The following is a 15,261-nucleotide window of genomic DNA, read 5'->3' as shown; positions in this document are numbered from 1 at the left end:
GTATGCAGTTGGTTTTATTTCGCTATACATAATTCAACATTCATTGATAAAGAAGTATAATAGTATGGTTTCTTGGATACTTGTTTTAATTGTTCATATACTAACTGGATTTGCTATTTTCATAGGTAGATTTAATAGATGGAATAGCTGGGATATAATTCTACATCCTACAAATATAATAACAATATTACAAAGTAGCGTTAATTTAAAGGCCTTTAAATTTACACTTTTATTCGGATTTTTTAGTTTAGCAGTCTATGTTATAAACTATCTTTTACTTGAAATTGGGAAAGTAGCTGTTGATTGAAGCAACAGCTACTTTTGTATTATACGCGAATTTGTCAATTATATATTAGTGGGTATTGTAGAATATTTATATTAAAATGGTAAAATATAATACAATAGTAAAAGCATAAGACTAACAACTTTACTTATACACTTCTAATAGTATTACTATTTTTCTCCTTCTTCTGGAACAATACAAATAAATTCTAACTCATCATTACTGTTGTTAACAAATTGATGAATTTTGCCTGCAGGAACATAAGCAAAAGAACCTTCTTCTATTTCATAAGTTGTTCCATCAAGATACAGTTTTCCTTTTCCTTTTAATATATAATTAACATGAAACCATGGATGTTCATGCTTTGGTGTATTTCCACCACTTTTCAGTTTGAAAACTCTCATTACATTTCCGTCCCAACCTTCTTTGGGTGAAATAAGGACCTTTTTAAATGCATCTTTTATACCTTCCCCTTGAAGTTGCATTTCACTAATCTGATTTTTATTAGAAATGATCATAATATTGTTCCTCCATTCCGTACATTACTATTTTGAATCTAGCAAGCTATTCATATATTAGTAAATTCAATAAAAGTTCTGTAAATCCTCTTTTTAGTTAATGAAATCAAGTCAAGCCGGTTATTCTTTTTTGTTAGTAACATCTCTTAATATTAGAATTCCCTTCATCATTTTAGGAAAGCCTGAGGTTGGTGCTACTAGAAGCATTGCATGTTCAATTTCTTCTTTTGTGCATCCACTTTTTAGGGCTTTTAAAATATGGGTTCTTAAGGCATATTCATATTGGCTATCTGTGGATAGAGCTATTTTAATAAGCCAACGAGTTTTCTCATCTAAAGGACCGCCTTTTTCATGAATTAACTTACCATAATTCGAATAGGCATCATAAATTTCGCTATGATTTTCAGTCATATATTTTAAGTTCTTTTCTATTACATCAATATTTTTAATAATATCATTCATTTTAACCCCACCTTATTTTTAATATACCTATAAATATTATTCCCTCAAAATTATATTTTTAATACAATTCCTGCTTAGTGACTGATTCTGAATGTCATATTTAATCGCTAAAAAATCTAAGGTTGTCTCTAGTATAATAAACAAATCATAAGGACATAATTCTAATGTAGTTAATTCTGAAAGGAATGATAAACTTATGATGTTTAATAAAGTAGAGATATGTGGGGTAAATACTTCAAAATTACCGAAATTAAAAGAAAAACAAATGAAAGAGCTACTATATAGGATACAAAATGGAGAGTATGAGTGTAGAGAAGAATTTATTCAAGGAAACCTAAGGTTGGTTTTAAGTGTGATAAAGCGTTTCAATAATAGAGGTGCAGATGTTGATGATCTATTTCAAGTGGGTTGTATTGGTTTAATGAAATCCATTGATAATTTTGATTTAAGTTTAAACTTAAGGTTTTCAACATATGCAATTCCTATGATTATTGGGGAAATCAGAAGATATTTAAGGGATAATAATTCTATTAGAGTTAGCAGGTCATTAAGAGATATCGCATATAAAGCATTGCAAGTTAGGGAGAGGTTGGTAAATGAAGATAATAAAGAACCAAGTGTAACTCAAATAGCAAAAGAATTAGAATTGTCTCGAGAAGACGTTGTACTTGCTTTAGCTGCTATACAAGATCCTGTATCTTTATTTCAACCGATTTATCATGATGGTGGAGATGAAACTTATGTAATGGATCAAATAGGTGACACTAAAAATTTAGATGATAATTGGCTTGAAAACATATCTATAAAAGATGGAATGGAAAAACTAAAAGATAGAGAAAAGTTAATCCTGAATTTGAGGTTCTTCGATGGAAAAACTCAAATGGAAGTAGCTGATGAAATAGGTATATCCCAAGCACAGGTATCTAGAGTGGAAAAAAATGCATTAATGCACATGAGAAAATATGTATAGGGGCTCCAGTGGGGTCCTTTTTTTAGGTTAATAGTATTGCTTACAAGTTTGCAATATTGATTTTATTTTAATCTTATATTATTGTAAGAAATAAAGTATATTATCATAATTTTAACATAATAATCCATATTTATTTTATTATATTAAATCAACCATAAATTACTTCGAATATTCTTTATAATATTGCACAAAATAATAGTGCAAATGAAAATCATTATTAAATAAAGAGGAGGTAATTAATATGTCAAAGAAAACATTAGTTCCACAAGCAAAAGCAGGTTTAAACAAATTCAAAATGGAAGCTGCTAAAGAAGTAGGAGTTAATCTTTCAGAAGGATACAATGGAGATTTAACTTCAAGAGAGAATGGATCTGTAGGCGGACAAATGGTTAAAAAAATGGTTGAGTCTTACGAAAAGAACTTATAAATAATAATTAAAATAAAAGAGAATCGTCAGAAATGATGGTTCTCTTTTATTTTACACCCACAAGACATACAAATGGATAAAAGGGCTACAGCATATGTAATACTGGATATTTATATTAATATTAATAACAAACTATTATTTTAAATTAATTAAAGTTTCCACTATTTCATCATAGTTTATATTTTGACAGTAGCCTGCTGAAGATACTTCTTTGCCATTTTTACAAATAGTAATTAAGTCAACAGCACATCCGCCCCACGCTTCAAGTTCAAAAGTAAATCCATTTTCTTCAATCCAAGTTGAAAATTCCTTAAAATCCATTTTATTCCTCCTTAAAGTTTCAAATAATATTTTATTATAATATTTGAAATTTGTCAAATAGAGCTTAATGATAAAGTTCTTATTTTTTTACTCAAAACAAGTTAGAATGAGATTGATGAAATAATTCGTAGGAACATATAATTTTGGATATATCTGTGAACATTAATTAAAAGTTTAATGAAGAATATTTAAATAGTACGTCATAACAGCCACAAAATAGTAGTTCCATTTTTGATTTACAACACATTTAAAATGGAAAATACTATCTTGTGGCTGATTTTTTGATTGATAATCACAATTTACTTGTAATATGCAAACACATCTTCTATTGATTTTATCCCGAAATTTTGTGGAAGCGGAAGATCTTTTAAATCTTTTCCTACAAATCTACCATCTACATAATATTCAACCCCGAAAAAGGTTTCAAACCACATAAGAATTTTATCAATAATTGGAGTTTTGACTTCGGCCAATTCGCAAAAACTCTTAATAATGCATAGTCCATATGAAAAATCCTCTTGAAAGTATCTTGAATTAAAATCTGGAATATACCCATTTTCTGTTTTTATAAGTGGAGACAGTACATTCTTAAGCGCAGGCTTATTGCTAATTTGCGCAGTCATTTCATGTGCGGAATCTGCTCCAAAATACTTCTTTACAAAACCAACTTTATTCATATCAATAGTCCCTAACTTAAGACACAAATTCTGTACCTCTTCATCAGTAGCTAGTAACATTTGTGAACATTCATCCGTCCACTCATTATAAAATTGTATCATATTTTCATAATATACTCCTTCTTTATAATGGTGAAAGATTCCATAAAGTCTTGCAGTATGAAGAATTGGATTGCCTGGTGTAAGCGAAACTTGTAGAAAATTTTCTAGTGGATTGCACTTAGTGTTAAGTATGTGCTCCAATGCCTTGCATACTTCTGATGTATTACGAGCAGGAATGGCGCCTATAAAAAGTTCTTCTTTCTTTCCCAAGTCATACACAGATTTTCCGTACTCCTTTAATCTAGCAATACCATGAACCCTCTGGAAACCGAATATTGTACATCCGTTTTCAATAAGTTCACTGCAATAGAATTCTCCACCACCATTACCGGGCATCATGCCAATCCAAGCTCCTTTTTTAAAAAAAGGCTTTATTATTTGAATCGTTTTGCTAAATATATTAGATGGAAGCGTGGATATAATGATGTCAGCATCACTTATTACTTCCTCCGGGTTACTAGATATCACATCTACCCTTCCTGTGTGTTTAATTGTACCATCATTATCACAAACCTCAATAATATGGTTCCACTCATCTGGTCTGGAAGTAAATAATCGAACAGAAATATCCTCGCTTCTTCCGATGTCTCCCATTAAAAGTGTACCTATATTTCCACCACCTAAAATACATATATTCATTCTTTATCCTCCTAATTTATATTTATTTTTTATATTTTCTTTTCCCCCAAGATGTTATTAAAAGTTAAATACGTATTATAAGAAATACCATTTATAGCTATAAATTCAGGGGTATTTTTTGAAACATGTTATTATTATACCATATAAGTCCATATAAGCCCAGTATAACCAAATTATAAATATTTATACCGAACAATCTCCATTTTGCTCTACTTTACTCGATATTTCACCATATAAAGAATAATACTAAATTTATTTTAACTTATTATTCTACAAATTCTATATTTCCCTTTTTATTTATTATATATTCTTAATAGTTCCAGTATATAGGGTGGGAAAGCTACTTAAGTACCGTATAGGAGGGTCTAAAACTGTAGGTACTGTGATAGAAATAGGAGAGTCTGGGAAAAACGTAGTTATGGAGAAATAGTCACATCCGTAGAGAAACTACTGGCAATTATATTTATTGATAAACATAATAAATATATTGATAAACGATAAATGATATGATATGCTATAATTAATGATTAAATATAGATAATGAGAGGTAAATGACTATGTATGATATTGCAATTATAGGGTCAGGTCCAGCGGGAGCAACACTTGCAAGGCTTGTTGGTAAAAATTATAAAGTACTACTTTTAGATAAAAGAGAATTGAGTAAGCCAGCAGATTTAACATCTACAGTGAAATGTTGTGGAGGACTTTTGGCTCCAGATGCACAGAAAATTCTTGCGAAATTAGGATTGGGATTGCCCAAGGATGTACTGGTAGATCCACAGATTTTTGCAGTAAGAACTATTGATCTATACAATAAGATTGAAAAATATTACCAGAGATTTTATTTGAACATAGATAGAGAAAAATTTGATAGGTGGCTTGTTTCAATTATTCCACATCAAGTTGATTTAAGATGTGGCTGCTATTTTAAAAATTATATTAAAAAAAAAGATTTTTACAAAATAAATTTTCTACATAACGGTAAGGAATATAATGAAAATGTAAAACTTATAATAGGTGCAGATGGAGCAAATTCACTTGTTCGTAGACAGGAATTTCCCTTACAAGGGAATTTAAAAAAATATATATCTATTCAAGAATGGTTTGAAGTTGAAGAAACACTGCCATATTTTTCAGCGATTTTTGATCCGGAAATAACAGATTTCTATTCCTGGGCAATTCCTAAGGGAAATAGTCTTATTATAGGTGCGGCACTTTCTATAGAAGATGATCCAGTACAGAAATTTGAATTGCTCAAGAGCAAGTTGAAAAATTATGGATTTATTTTTGGTAAAAGGACGAAAAGAGAAGGGGCATTTATACTCCGTCCACAAAGTATAAAAGATACTTGCACTGGAAAGGATAGAGTTACATTTATAGGTGAAGCAGCAGGTTGGATAAGTCCAAGTTCAGCAGAGGGATTTAGTTATGCATTTCAAAGTGCTAGTGATGCGGCGCAGGCACTAAAGCAGGGTATAGACGGTTTTCAATTAAGATATGCTAGGGCATGTGGTGGAATTAGAAGAAATATTATTCTCAAAAATTTGAAATCTTCTGTAATGTATAATAAGAGTTTAAGAAAAATGGCTATGTCAACAGGTATACAAAGCATAGAACTTTTTTAATATAAAGGCAGAGGGCTATTTTGCTTTAGCAAGAGGGTAGAGTTTTTTATTGAATGTGTTATAATAAGCAGAAGAATTTAAGAAAAGCTCGACGGGTATTTATTAGTAGACAGAAGTAAAAAAGTTGACATAAGCATATAAATATATATAAGAGTAAAAGGGATTTCTAAAAAGATAAATCCCTTTAAATATATCTAGTTTAAAACGATTATGTACTGGAAGGGAGGTTATTAAAATGGCATATAAATCAAAGGAAGCGTTAATGCAGTTAACTAAATTAACAGAAGAATTTTCTAACCATAAAATAAATGTAGATGATGCTAATGAGACTTTAAGACTTATTTCAAAAGAATTTTATGAGAATAATATTTTTCAGTGTGTGTATGAGTATATGCAGAGTGAGAAAGTATTATCACATTCATACAAAGACAATGCTCAGACTATGTTATATGTGGATGATATATTTATAGGTGATTATATATATAAAGAGGAAACAGTAGAGGTCAAGCACATGTTTAGTAAACAAAAACTCACAATGTATAGAGTGTATAAGGTAGAAGGTTCCACTGATTCTACGCTTGAATTAGCACCTATAACTAAAAATATAGAATCACTACCAAGTACAAAACAAGAGTTATTAGGATGTACTAGCTTATTTGAGGCTTCAGATAATCACTTTGTTCATAAGCGTGATAAAGCTGAACTACATAAATTAATACTAACAAAAGATTTATAAGGAGTAAATTTAATTTCTAAATAATATACTGGAGGTAGAATATGGACAAAGGAAGTTTAATGGATAGGTTTTTCCCGGATAAATATGATTTTTATGAAATGTTAATTAAACAAGCAGAAATAAATGCTTTTGGGGTAGATATGCTACATAAATGGTTGAGTAGTGACTCTGATGGAGAAAAGCAAAAGTTGATTTTGTATGTTAAAGAGGCTGATGAAGCTAGAATGATTATGGAAAGCAAATTAATAGAAGCTTTCACTACTCCATTTGATAGGACAGATATTTATACTTTTTCTATTGCAATGGATAAGATTATAAAATATACTATGTCAACACTATTGTCCATGGAAACTTTTGAGGTAGCACCAGATGATACTATAACCTTTATGGTTGGTAAACTAAAAGAAGGTACGGATTTTCTTTTAGAATCAATAAATATCCTGAAAAATAATCCAATTGAGTCACAAGAAAATATAATTAAAATGAGAGCTACTCATACTGATGTAGAGAGGCTTTATAGAGATGGAATGACCATTATATTTAAAACAAGTGATCCAATGAATGCAATAAAATATAGAGAAGTATACCATCACATAAAAGATGCCTCCCTTAATTTTGAAGATGCTGTGGATATATTCCATAGAATAGTTGTAAGGCTTATATAGCATCATTTTTAATGCGTTTTAGTGAAGGATCTGCTGTGAGAATAACAAAAAAGATGGTTTATGTTGAGGGAAAATTATAAAACATTGTATTCAAGTTATAATTTAGAAAAACAGTAAAAGGGATTTCCAAACATGGGAATCCCTTAAAACATATACTGTTGGATCGCTTTATTATGCTTAAAACAGAATAAATTGGTTGTTTTTATAGAAATTTAGAAAAGAAAGGTTATAATATAATTGTATTGTATTTCAAGTTTGAATTTATAGCAGAATAAGGGGATGAAGCTTAGTGAAGGATAATATTATAGTATTAAAATATCAAGAAAAAGAAATTATTTTAGTTGGTACAGCTCATGTTTTGAAAGAAAGTGCTGAACTTGTGAAAAAGGTTGTTAGTGAAGAAAATCCTGATAGTGTTTGCATTGAGCTGGATGATGCACGTTATCAAAGTATCCAAAATCCTAAAGCATGGGAAAATACAGATATTATCCAAGTTATCAAGACGAAAAAAGTAGGATTTCTTTTAGCAAATCTTGTACTTAGCTCCTATCAGAAAAAAATCGCTAAAAAACTAGACACAACAGCGGGGAAAGAGATTCTGCAAGCTATGGAAAGTGCTAAAGAGATTAATGCAGAATTAATATTGGCAGATCGTAGTATACAGACTACATTCTTACGTATTTGGCGTAAGTTAAGTTTTTGGGAAAAGGGTAAATTGCTGCTGGGAGTGTTATTTTCTGATGCGGATGGCGACGATGATGATAAACAGATTTCAGATGATGCGGTGAAAAAAATTATGGAAGAAGATGTACTAGAAGTAGCTATGGCTGATATGCGTAAGCAGTTTCCTAAAGTAGGGGAGATTTTAATTAGTGAACGAGATCAACATTTAGCAAACAAAATTAAAAATGCACCAGGAAAAAAGATTGTTGCCATTTTAGGAGCTGCACATCTTAAGGGTGTAAAGGAAGAAATATTTAAATCTCAAGACATGGAAAGTATTACTGAAATACCGCCTAAGTCTCAAATTTCTAAAATTCTTGGTTGGGTTATTCCTGCCTGTATCATAGGATTGGTTTCTTATGGTTTTATTACAAACATACAAACAGGATTGCATCAATTATCTGCATGGATATTGTGGAATGGATTAATAGCTTCATTATTTACAGCAATATCACTAGGGCATCCACTAAGCATTATTACAGCGTTTATTGCATCCCCTATTACTTCTTTAAACCCTTTTATGGCTTGTGGTTGGTTTGCAGGTCTTACTGAAGCTACTGTAAGAAAACCAACTGTACAAGATGTAATCAATATTCCAATGGACATATTGAGCATTAAAGGGTTTTATAAAAATCGCTTTTTAAGAACAATGTTAATAGTTATTATGGCTAACATAGGAAGTTCAATAGGAAGTATGATTGCAGGAATAGATATTGTAAAAAATCTACTGTAGTAGAATATAAATAATACGAGAGCTTATATAAAAGGAGGCTTTAAAATGGGTAAAATTTTGAAGGCTAGAAAAGATGTAGAGAAATTACTTACTTGGGATTTATCTGCTATTTATGCAACCGAGCATAAGTATAATTTAGCTGTAAAAGAACTTCAAGGACTTATTTTCAAGTTGGAAAAAAGTTATAAAGAAAAGCTGAATACAGCAAGTAATATAAATCAATGTTTGGATAAAGTGAGAGAGATAGTTAAGCTTATGACTCTTACAGGAACTTACGCAGAGCTTTCAGTTTCAGTAGATCATACTAACGATGAAAATCAGGATAGATTTATGAAATTTATGAATATAGCATCTGACATAAACAGCAGAATAAGCTTTGTAGACAGTGAGATTATACAAGCAGACGAAAGAATTATTGAGGATGCTATAAATGAGTCAAAGGAAAATAGCAATTATTTAAATAATATAAAAAGAAATAAGGTACATGCACTTCATCCAGAAGTAGAAAGAGTATTAGCTGCGTTATCGGGAACATTAGAAGCTCCTTTTAGCATTTATGAACGAGCTAAGCTTGCGGATATGGATTTCGATAACTTTACTGTAGACGGAGTGGAGCATCCACTTAGTTTTGGACTTTTTGAAGATGAATGGGAATATGAAAATGATGTATTGGTACGTAGAGCTGCTTTTGAAGCTTTCTCTTCTAAATTAAGGGCATATCAGCATACTGTAGCATCAGCTTATCAAACTCAAGTTCAAAAGGAAAAAACAATTGCAACCCTTAGAGGGTTTGATTCCGTTATAGACAGTTTACTATTCTCTCAAAAGGTAGATAGAAAACTATATAACAGGCAGATAGACCTAATTATGGAGAAGTTAGCACCACATATGAGAAAGTATGCGAAGCATCTTCAGAAGATACATAAATTAGAGGAAATGACCTTTGCGGATTTGAAGATTGCAGTTGATCCAGGCTATGAGCCTAATATAACTGTGGAGGGGTCTAAGAAATATATTGAGGGGGCCTTATCTATTCTAGGTGAAGATTACCTTTCTATGATTAAAAGAGCCTATGATGAAAGGTGGATTGACTTTGCACAAAATAAGGGGAAAGCTACAGGAGCATTTTGTGACAGTCCTTATGGGAGTCATTCGTTCATTTTAATTTCTTGGGCTGAAAAAATGACAGAGGTATTTGTACTAGCTCATGAGCTTGGACATGCAGGACACTTTAATTTATGTAATGAAAGCCAAAATATATTTGATACAGAGGTCTCATCATATTTCGTAGAAGCACCATCTACGATGAATGAAATGCTCATGGCAAATTATCTTATGAAAGATAATGATGATCCTAGATTTAAGAGATGGGTTTTATCCTCAATGATAGGGAATACCTATTATCATAACTTTGTGACTCACCTTTTAGAAGCAGCATACCAAAGAGAAGTATACAATATAATTGATGAAGGCGGAAGCGTTCAGGCTACTAAGCTGAATGAAATAAAAAGAAGTGTACTTGAAAAGTTCTGGGGAGACGAAGTGAAAATAATTGATGGAGCGGAACTTACTTGGATGAGGCAGCCTCATTATTACATGGGACTTTATCCTTATACTTATAGTGCAGGACTTACCATAGCAACAGAAGTTAGCAAGAGGATTTTAAATGAAGGTAAGCCAGCTATAGATGACTGGAGAGAGGTACTTAAAGCAGGCTCAACTAAAACACCGATAGAGCTTGCGAAAATGGCTGGAGTAGATATAACCACAGAAAAGCCACTGCTTGATACTATAGAGCATATTGGTAATATAATTGATGAGATAATAAAGCTTACTGAAGAAATAGAAGGTTAGGTAGTACATGCTGAAAATTTACTGAATTTTTCAATACACCACTAACACCTATAAAAGATCTACAAAACTAAAACAATTAAATTATATATAAAAAAGCAGCCAATGGCTGCTTTTACGTTTCTTATTTAGTCAGTATTAGCTATATTCTTCGATAGGTCTGTCTCTTATAGCTGCATTACCCATTCCAATAACTTCACAGATTTTAGTTAATTCAAAACCTTCTATAACTTTATTATTGATATATTCTATTTGCTTTAATAATTCCATATTATTGAATTGAATTTTATTAATAGTATCACCCCTCAATACTTTAATAATACATTTAATGGTAATAAAATACAATAGCAATATACTCATTTAAAAAAATATTTCAAGATTTTATAATAATAGATGGTATATTATCACCTATCTGCTATAATAGAAAGAAATATCTGAATATTTTGAAGCTTTAGACGAAATTTAACGTAATGCTTTCGCACTCTTATCCTTAAAAGTAAATCTGAGACTCTTACCAGTGTATAAAGCAGTTATTCACATGATGAAGAGGGGGATTATTATGAATATTCAATTCTATGGAGCGGCAAAAACTGTTACAGGTTCATGTCACATTTTACACATAAATGGAAAGACTGTTTTGCTTGATTGTGGTTTATATCAGGGCAGAGGTGAAAAGGAATTTGGAAATGAGGAATTTGATTTTAATCCTAAAGAGGTAGACTATGTAATTTTATCACACGCCCATATAGATCATAGCGGAAGAATACCGCTACTTTATAAGATGGGATTTAAGGGAGAGATTTTATCTACTGAGTCAACAATGGATTTATGTAGTATTATGCTTCCTGACAGTGGACACATTCATGAATCGGAGTTTGAATGGAAAAACAGAAAAAGAAAACGTCAGGGATTAAAAACTGCGGAACCACTATATACAGTTAAATTGGCGGAGTCGTCTCTTTCACTTTTTAGAGCATTTCCCTATGATGAGTTGATAACGGTTTTTGATGGTTTAAAAATAAGATTTAGAGATGCAGGGCATCTTTTGGGCTCTGCTATTGTTGAATTATATATTACAGAAAAAAATCAACAAGAAGTAAAACTGGTGTACAGTGGCGATTTGGGCAATATAAATAAGGCAATTATAAAAGATCCGACTATCATCAATTATACAGATTACTTGATAATAGAGACCACTTATGGCGATAGGCTTCATCCTGAGATTCACGAAGATTTAAAGGAGTTATTAAAAATAATTAAGGAGACCTTTGCAAGAGGTGGAAATGTCATTATACCTTCATTTGCAGTTGGAAGGACTCAGGAGATTTTATATGAATTAAATAAATATGTAGAAAATGAAGACTTGAAGGATATTAAAGTTTATATCGATAGCCCTTTAGCTATTCGAGCAACAAAGATATTTGAAAGCCATGATGAGGATTATGATAAAGAGGCTAAAGAATTTGTAATGAAGGGGGAGTATCCATTTAGGTTTGATGGTTTGAAATTCTCAATTTCTCAACAGGATTCAGCTGCTTTGAATGAAATTCAAAGCAAGGCAATAATTATTTCTGCAAGTGGTATGTGTGATGCAGGTAGAATAAAACATCATCTTAAGCACAATTTATGGAGAAAAGAATCATCAATTGTTTTTGTAGGATATCAAGCAGAAGGAACTCTAGGAAAAAATATAGTACAGGGTGCAAAAACAGTTAAGATATTTGGAGAACCAATTGCTGTTAATGCTCATATTTATAACCTAGAGGGATTATCAGGACACGCTGATAGAAACGGATTATTAAGTTGGATAGAAAGCTTTATGGAAAAACCAAAGGAAATTCTGCTTGTCCATGGAGATAAAGAGGCACAGGAGAGTTTTCATCTATTATTGGATTCCAAGGGTTACAGTTCAAGAATTGTTGCAAGTGGAGAGAAATTTTATATTAACGAAGAAGCTGATAAATCTGACAAAGCTTATAGAATCGACAAAACTAAGAAGACTAATAAAACTCAAAAAGCTTATAGAGCTAATAAAGCTGATAAAGCTGATGAAAATCTAAGGAACAAATTGATAAAAGATATTAAATCAATAAATAATATTGAAAGTCTAGATAAGGAAAAATTGCTTGATATTATAAATGATTTTATTTACGATGACAAGGAATCTAAGTAATATTTTAAATAAAAATCATGCTATAAAAAAGTGTTAAATATTAAACCAACCTCATTAAGGGGTTGGTTTTGTGTATGAGGGACTATTTAAAAAAATACTATTGAAATAGTAAAGAAGAATTATTTTCTTAGACAACAAAAATTGGTAATATAGTGGACAACTTCTGTTTCATATTGTATGATAAAAGTAAAATACCATATATTGGGGGAGAATTTATGATAATGGAATTTAAAAATAAAATTAGTGAGCTATTGGTTGTTTTAGAGAGTAAGAGGCCAAATGATGAAAAGGTTTTAATAGGGTTGGATGGCTTTGTTGATAAAATTGTTCATGTCGTAGGAAAAAGAAAAAGTGTAACAGAATTTGATAGAATGAAAACCATTAAAGAATTTGGAGAAAGGATAGTAAAAGCCGCTGGACTTAGTACTAATTTTGAAATGGTAGTATTGCAGGAAAAACTTGGTGGTAACGGTCCAATATTAAGCAACGCATTTTTAAACTATGGGTTGGAGCTAACTTATATTGGAGCCCTTGGATATCCTGAAATAGACAATGTGTTTCAACATATGAAAGAAAATGGTGAGGTATATTCACTAGCTAACCCAGGTACTACTGATGCTCTAGAATTTGAAGATGGAAAACTAATGATTGGGAAACTTGAATCTTTAAATGATGTAAATTGGGAAAATATAAAAAAAGTTATTGGAATACCTAAGCTTAAAGAACTTATAAATGATTCAAGCCTTTTTGGAATTGTAAACTGGACTATGATTCCGAATATGAGCGATATCTGGAAGGGGTTAATTGAGGAGGTTCTACCTTATATTGATAATAATGAAGGGAAAAGGCTCATGCTAATTGATTTAGCCGATCCAGAGAAAAGACATAATGAGGATATTATTGAAGCACTGCGACTTATACAAAAATTTAATAAATACTTCAATGTAATACTTGGACTTAATTTAAAAGAATCTGTTGAAATAGCTGAGGTTTTAGGGATACAAGGATATAAATGCGAAAATATTGATAAGAATAGCTTAAAAGAATTAACAGAGCAAATATCAAAAGAATTAGATATATATTGCCTTGTTATACATCCAACAGTAGAAGCAACAGTAGTAGTTGGAGAGAACTACTATCATGTTGATGGTCCTTATACAGCGAGTCCCATACTAACAACTGGTGCCGGGGATAATTTCAATGCAGGTTTTTGTCTTGGGCAAATGCTTAAACTAAGTCCAGAGCAATCCTTAATTTTAGGAGTTGCAACATCAGGGTATTATGTTAGAAATGCTAAAAGTCCAAGCTTCGATGATATGAAAGAATTCTTAAATAACTGGCGTGATGACAATATATAAATTTAAAACACTATCAAAGGGTTCAAGCTTTGATAGTGTTTTTTTAATAAAGTGTCATACATGAGAATAGAACATATGTTAATACAACTCCACTGTTTTTGGTAATAATATATACAAAATAGTGGAAAGTACGGAGTGTTATGGATTATAATAAAAGTAGGTAGATATAGATTAGGAGTTGGTGGATTTTGAATAGTGAATTCAATTATATTGATGAGATAATAGGTGAGCATAATGAAAGAATGCAAAACCTAAAAAAATATTATCCGTTTTTTAAGATTAGGGAGATATCGTTAGACTCATTTAAGGATGGAATATATAACTTTATTGACATGGGTTATATAGTAATAGCAACATTGAGGCTATTTATAGAAGAAAATAATTTTAATGACAAAGGGGTTTCCTTTGAACAGTTTTCTCAGTTTACCACTGAAATTTTAAAACGGGATTACGATTTGTACTTAGATGAAAAAGAAAACATGCAACTTGTAAATTATATTTTCGATAAAATTATAAATGATGGAAAGCCTTTTTCCTATAATTACTTTGATCCTGTGGAAAAGAAGCGGATGTCCTCAAGAATCAAATTAATTGAATCTAAAATAGAGGATAATACCATCAGTTATTATATAACATCGCAGGCTATTGAGTTTTACCTTGATACAAAGGAAATAAAAGATGAGAGCAAAATAAGCATTCAACAGATACTGCTTTCTAAAATGATTGAGTCCAAGAATTTTAAAGGTGGGATTGAAGTTGTAAAAAGAATTAATAATGAAGTTAGTAAACTAATTAAGCGGAAGAATGAGATTTTGAACATTTTGAGTTACAATGTTGCCGAAGGAATAAAAGCATCAGACGAGCTTTTTAACAGTAGTATGAAGTGGTTTGATGAGGAACAAGGCCTTTTTGATAAGAATAAGAGACTAATAGAACTTGCCCTTCGGCGGATTGAGGAAAATGCTAGTATAGATACGCAGGAAGACTATTTAAAAAAT

At 31.1% G+C, this 15,261-nt stretch carries 15 protein-coding genes and 1 pseudogene; 11 read left to right on the top strand and 5 right to left on the bottom strand.

Annotation, left to right across the window (positions count from 1 at the left end; translation table 11 throughout):
• Window positions 1-307, top strand: a 307-nt coding sequence (locus JJE11_RS04105; RefSeq protein WP_291632979.1) for a DUF1361 domain-containing protein, incomplete at its 5' end; no start/stop codon positions are given.
• 146 nt (window positions 308-453) lie between these two features.
• On the opposite strand, the gene JJE11_RS04100 is transcribed toward JJE11_RS04105, so the two are convergent.
• Both JJE11_RS04100 and JJE11_RS04095 read right to left on the bottom strand, forming a co-directional pair.
• On the bottom strand, window positions 454-801 hold the full coding sequence (locus JJE11_RS04100) for a cupin domain-containing protein (protein WP_291632978.1): 348 nt from the start codon (window positions 799-801) through the stop codon (window positions 454-456).
• 120 nt (window positions 802-921) lie between these two features.
• Window positions 922-1,263, bottom strand: a complete 342-nt coding sequence (locus tag JJE11_RS04095) for a carboxymuconolactone decarboxylase family protein (protein WP_291632977.1) — start codon at window positions 1,261-1,263, stop codon at window positions 922-924.
• A gap of 196 nt (window positions 1,264-1,459) precedes the next feature.
• Between JJE11_RS04095 and sigG the strand changes: the two genes are divergently transcribed.
• Entirely contained in the window at window positions 1,460-2,233 is a 774-nt protein-coding gene (gene sigG, locus JJE11_RS04090; protein WP_291632976.1) for an RNA polymerase sporulation sigma factor SigG, read from the top strand.
• A 241-nt stretch (window positions 2,234-2,474) separates the two neighbouring features.
• Window positions 2,475-2,660 (top strand): alpha/beta-type small acid-soluble spore protein, encoded by a 186-nt coding sequence (locus JJE11_RS04085; protein WP_291632975.1) that lies wholly within the window; start codon window positions 2,475-2,477, stop codon window positions 2,658-2,660.
• Window positions 2,661-2,795: 135 nt separating this feature from the next.
• Here JJE11_RS04085 and JJE11_RS04080 read toward each other — a convergent pair whose 3' ends face one another.
• Together JJE11_RS04080 and JJE11_RS04075 are read right to left on the bottom strand one after the other, a co-directional pair.
• The gene (locus JJE11_RS04080; protein WP_291632974.1) at window positions 2,796-2,981 is read right to left on the bottom strand and encodes a hypothetical protein; all 186 of its coding nucleotides are present in this window, start codon (window positions 2,979-2,981) and stop codon (window positions 2,796-2,798) included.
• A 299-nt stretch (window positions 2,982-3,280) separates the two neighbouring features.
• Window positions 3,281-4,399, bottom strand: coding sequence for an NAD/NADP octopine/nopaline dehydrogenase family protein (locus JJE11_RS04075; RefSeq protein WP_291632973.1), 1,119 nt, complete (start codon window positions 4,397-4,399; stop codon window positions 3,281-3,283).
• Between the two features lie 557 nt (window positions 4,400-4,956).
• Here JJE11_RS04075 and JJE11_RS04070 point away from each other — a divergent pair.
• From JJE11_RS04070 to pepF, 5 genes are all read left to right on the top strand, one after another.
• Window positions 4,957-6,024 (top strand): FAD-binding protein, encoded by a 1,068-nt coding sequence (locus JJE11_RS04070; RefSeq protein ID WP_291632972.1) that lies wholly within the window; start codon window positions 4,957-4,959, stop codon window positions 6,022-6,024.
• A 235-nt stretch (window positions 6,025-6,259) separates the two neighbouring features.
• Window positions 6,260-6,760, top strand: a complete 501-nt coding sequence (locus JJE11_RS04065) for a hypothetical protein (protein WP_291632971.1) — start codon at window positions 6,260-6,262, stop codon at window positions 6,758-6,760.
• A gap of 41 nt (window positions 6,761-6,801) precedes the next feature.
• Window positions 6,802-7,425, top strand: a complete 624-nt coding sequence (locus tag JJE11_RS04060) for a DUF47 family protein (protein WP_291632970.1) — start codon at window positions 6,802-6,804, stop codon at window positions 7,423-7,425.
• Between the two features lie 289 nt (window positions 7,426-7,714).
• Window positions 7,715-8,881 (top strand): TraB/GumN family protein, encoded by a 1,167-nt coding sequence (locus JJE11_RS04055; protein WP_291632969.1) that lies wholly within the window; start codon window positions 7,715-7,717, stop codon window positions 8,879-8,881.
• 45 nt (window positions 8,882-8,926) lie between these two features.
• The gene (gene pepF / locus JJE11_RS04050) at window positions 8,927-10,735 is read left to right on the top strand and encodes an oligoendopeptidase F (RefSeq protein ID WP_291632968.1); all 1,809 of its coding nucleotides are present in this window, start codon (window positions 8,927-8,929) and stop codon (window positions 10,733-10,735) included.
• A 135-nt stretch (window positions 10,736-10,870) separates the two neighbouring features.
• Here pepF and JJE11_RS04045 read toward each other — a convergent pair whose 3' ends face one another.
• The gene (locus JJE11_RS04045) at window positions 10,871-11,002 is read right to left on the bottom strand and encodes a hypothetical protein (protein ID WP_291632967.1); all 132 of its coding nucleotides are present in this window, start codon (window positions 11,000-11,002) and stop codon (window positions 10,871-10,873) included.
• A gap of 289 nt (window positions 11,003-11,291) precedes the next feature.
• Between JJE11_RS04045 and JJE11_RS04040 the strand changes: the two genes are divergently transcribed.
• The 3 genes and pseudogenes from JJE11_RS04040 to JJE11_RS04030 all read left to right on the top strand — a co-directional run.
• Window positions 11,292-12,905, top strand: coding sequence for an MBL fold metallo-hydrolase (locus tag JJE11_RS04040; protein ID WP_291632966.1), 1,614 nt, complete (start codon window positions 11,292-11,294; stop codon window positions 12,903-12,905).
• Window positions 12,906-13,120: 215 nt separating this feature from the next.
• Window positions 13,121-14,263, top strand: a complete 1,143-nt coding sequence (locus JJE11_RS04035) for a PfkB family carbohydrate kinase (protein ID WP_291632965.1) — start codon at window positions 13,121-13,123, stop codon at window positions 14,261-14,263.
• Between the two features lie 188 nt (window positions 14,264-14,451).
• Window positions 14,452-15,261, top strand: a pseudogene (locus tag JJE11_RS04030) (hypothetical protein); the annotation flags it as partial.

The organism is Clostridium sp., assembly GCF_016650095.1.
Lineage (GTDB): Bacteria > Bacillota > Clostridia > Clostridiales > Clostridiaceae > Clostridium_AD.
The sequence above is the reverse complement of the archived record's forward strand: the minus strand, read 5'-3'. Positions and strand labels throughout refer to the sequence as shown.

What these genes read in the sequence shown, in the direction of transcription:
- pepF (WP_291632968.1), top strand. Translation starts at nt 8,927, where the DNA reads ATGGGTAAAATTTTGAAGGCTAGAAAAGATGTAGAGAAATTACTTACT.
- JJE11_RS04100 (WP_291632978.1), bottom strand. Translation starts at nt 801, where the DNA reads ATGATCATTTCTAATAAAAATCAGATTAGTGAAATGCAACTTCAAGGG.
- JJE11_RS04070 (WP_291632972.1), top strand. Translation starts at nt 4,957, where the DNA reads ATGTATGATATTGCAATTATAGGGTCAGGTCCAGCGGGAGCAACACTT.
- JJE11_RS04085 (WP_291632975.1), top strand. Translation starts at nt 2,475, where the DNA reads ATGTCAAAGAAAACATTAGTTCCACAAGCAAAAGCAGGTTTAAACAAA.
- JJE11_RS04035 (WP_291632965.1), top strand. Translation starts at nt 13,121, where the DNA reads ATGATAATGGAATTTAAAAATAAAATTAGTGAGCTATTGGTTGTTTTA.
- JJE11_RS04065 (WP_291632971.1), top strand. Translation starts at nt 6,260, where the DNA reads ATGGCATATAAATCAAAGGAAGCGTTAATGCAGTTAACTAAATTAACA.
- JJE11_RS04040 (WP_291632966.1), top strand. Translation starts at nt 11,292, where the DNA reads ATGAATATTCAATTCTATGGAGCGGCAAAAACTGTTACAGGTTCATGT.
- sigG (WP_291632976.1), top strand. Translation starts at nt 1,460, where the DNA reads ATGATGTTTAATAAAGTAGAGATATGTGGGGTAAATACTTCAAAATTA.
- JJE11_RS04075 (WP_291632973.1), bottom strand. Translation starts at nt 4,399, where the DNA reads ATGAATATATGTATTTTAGGTGGTGGAAATATAGGTACACTTTTAATG.
- JJE11_RS04045 (WP_291632967.1), bottom strand. Translation starts at nt 11,002, where the DNA reads ATGGAATTATTAAAGCAAATAGAATATATCAATAATAAAGTTATAGAA.
- JJE11_RS04095 (WP_291632977.1), bottom strand. Translation starts at nt 1,263, where the DNA reads ATGAATGATATTATTAAAAATATTGATGTAATAGAAAAGAACTTAAAA.
- JJE11_RS04080 (WP_291632974.1), bottom strand. Translation starts at nt 2,981, where the DNA reads ATGGATTTTAAGGAATTTTCAACTTGGATTGAAGAAAATGGATTTACT.
- JJE11_RS04060 (WP_291632970.1), top strand. Translation starts at nt 6,802, where the DNA reads ATGGACAAAGGAAGTTTAATGGATAGGTTTTTCCCGGATAAATATGAT.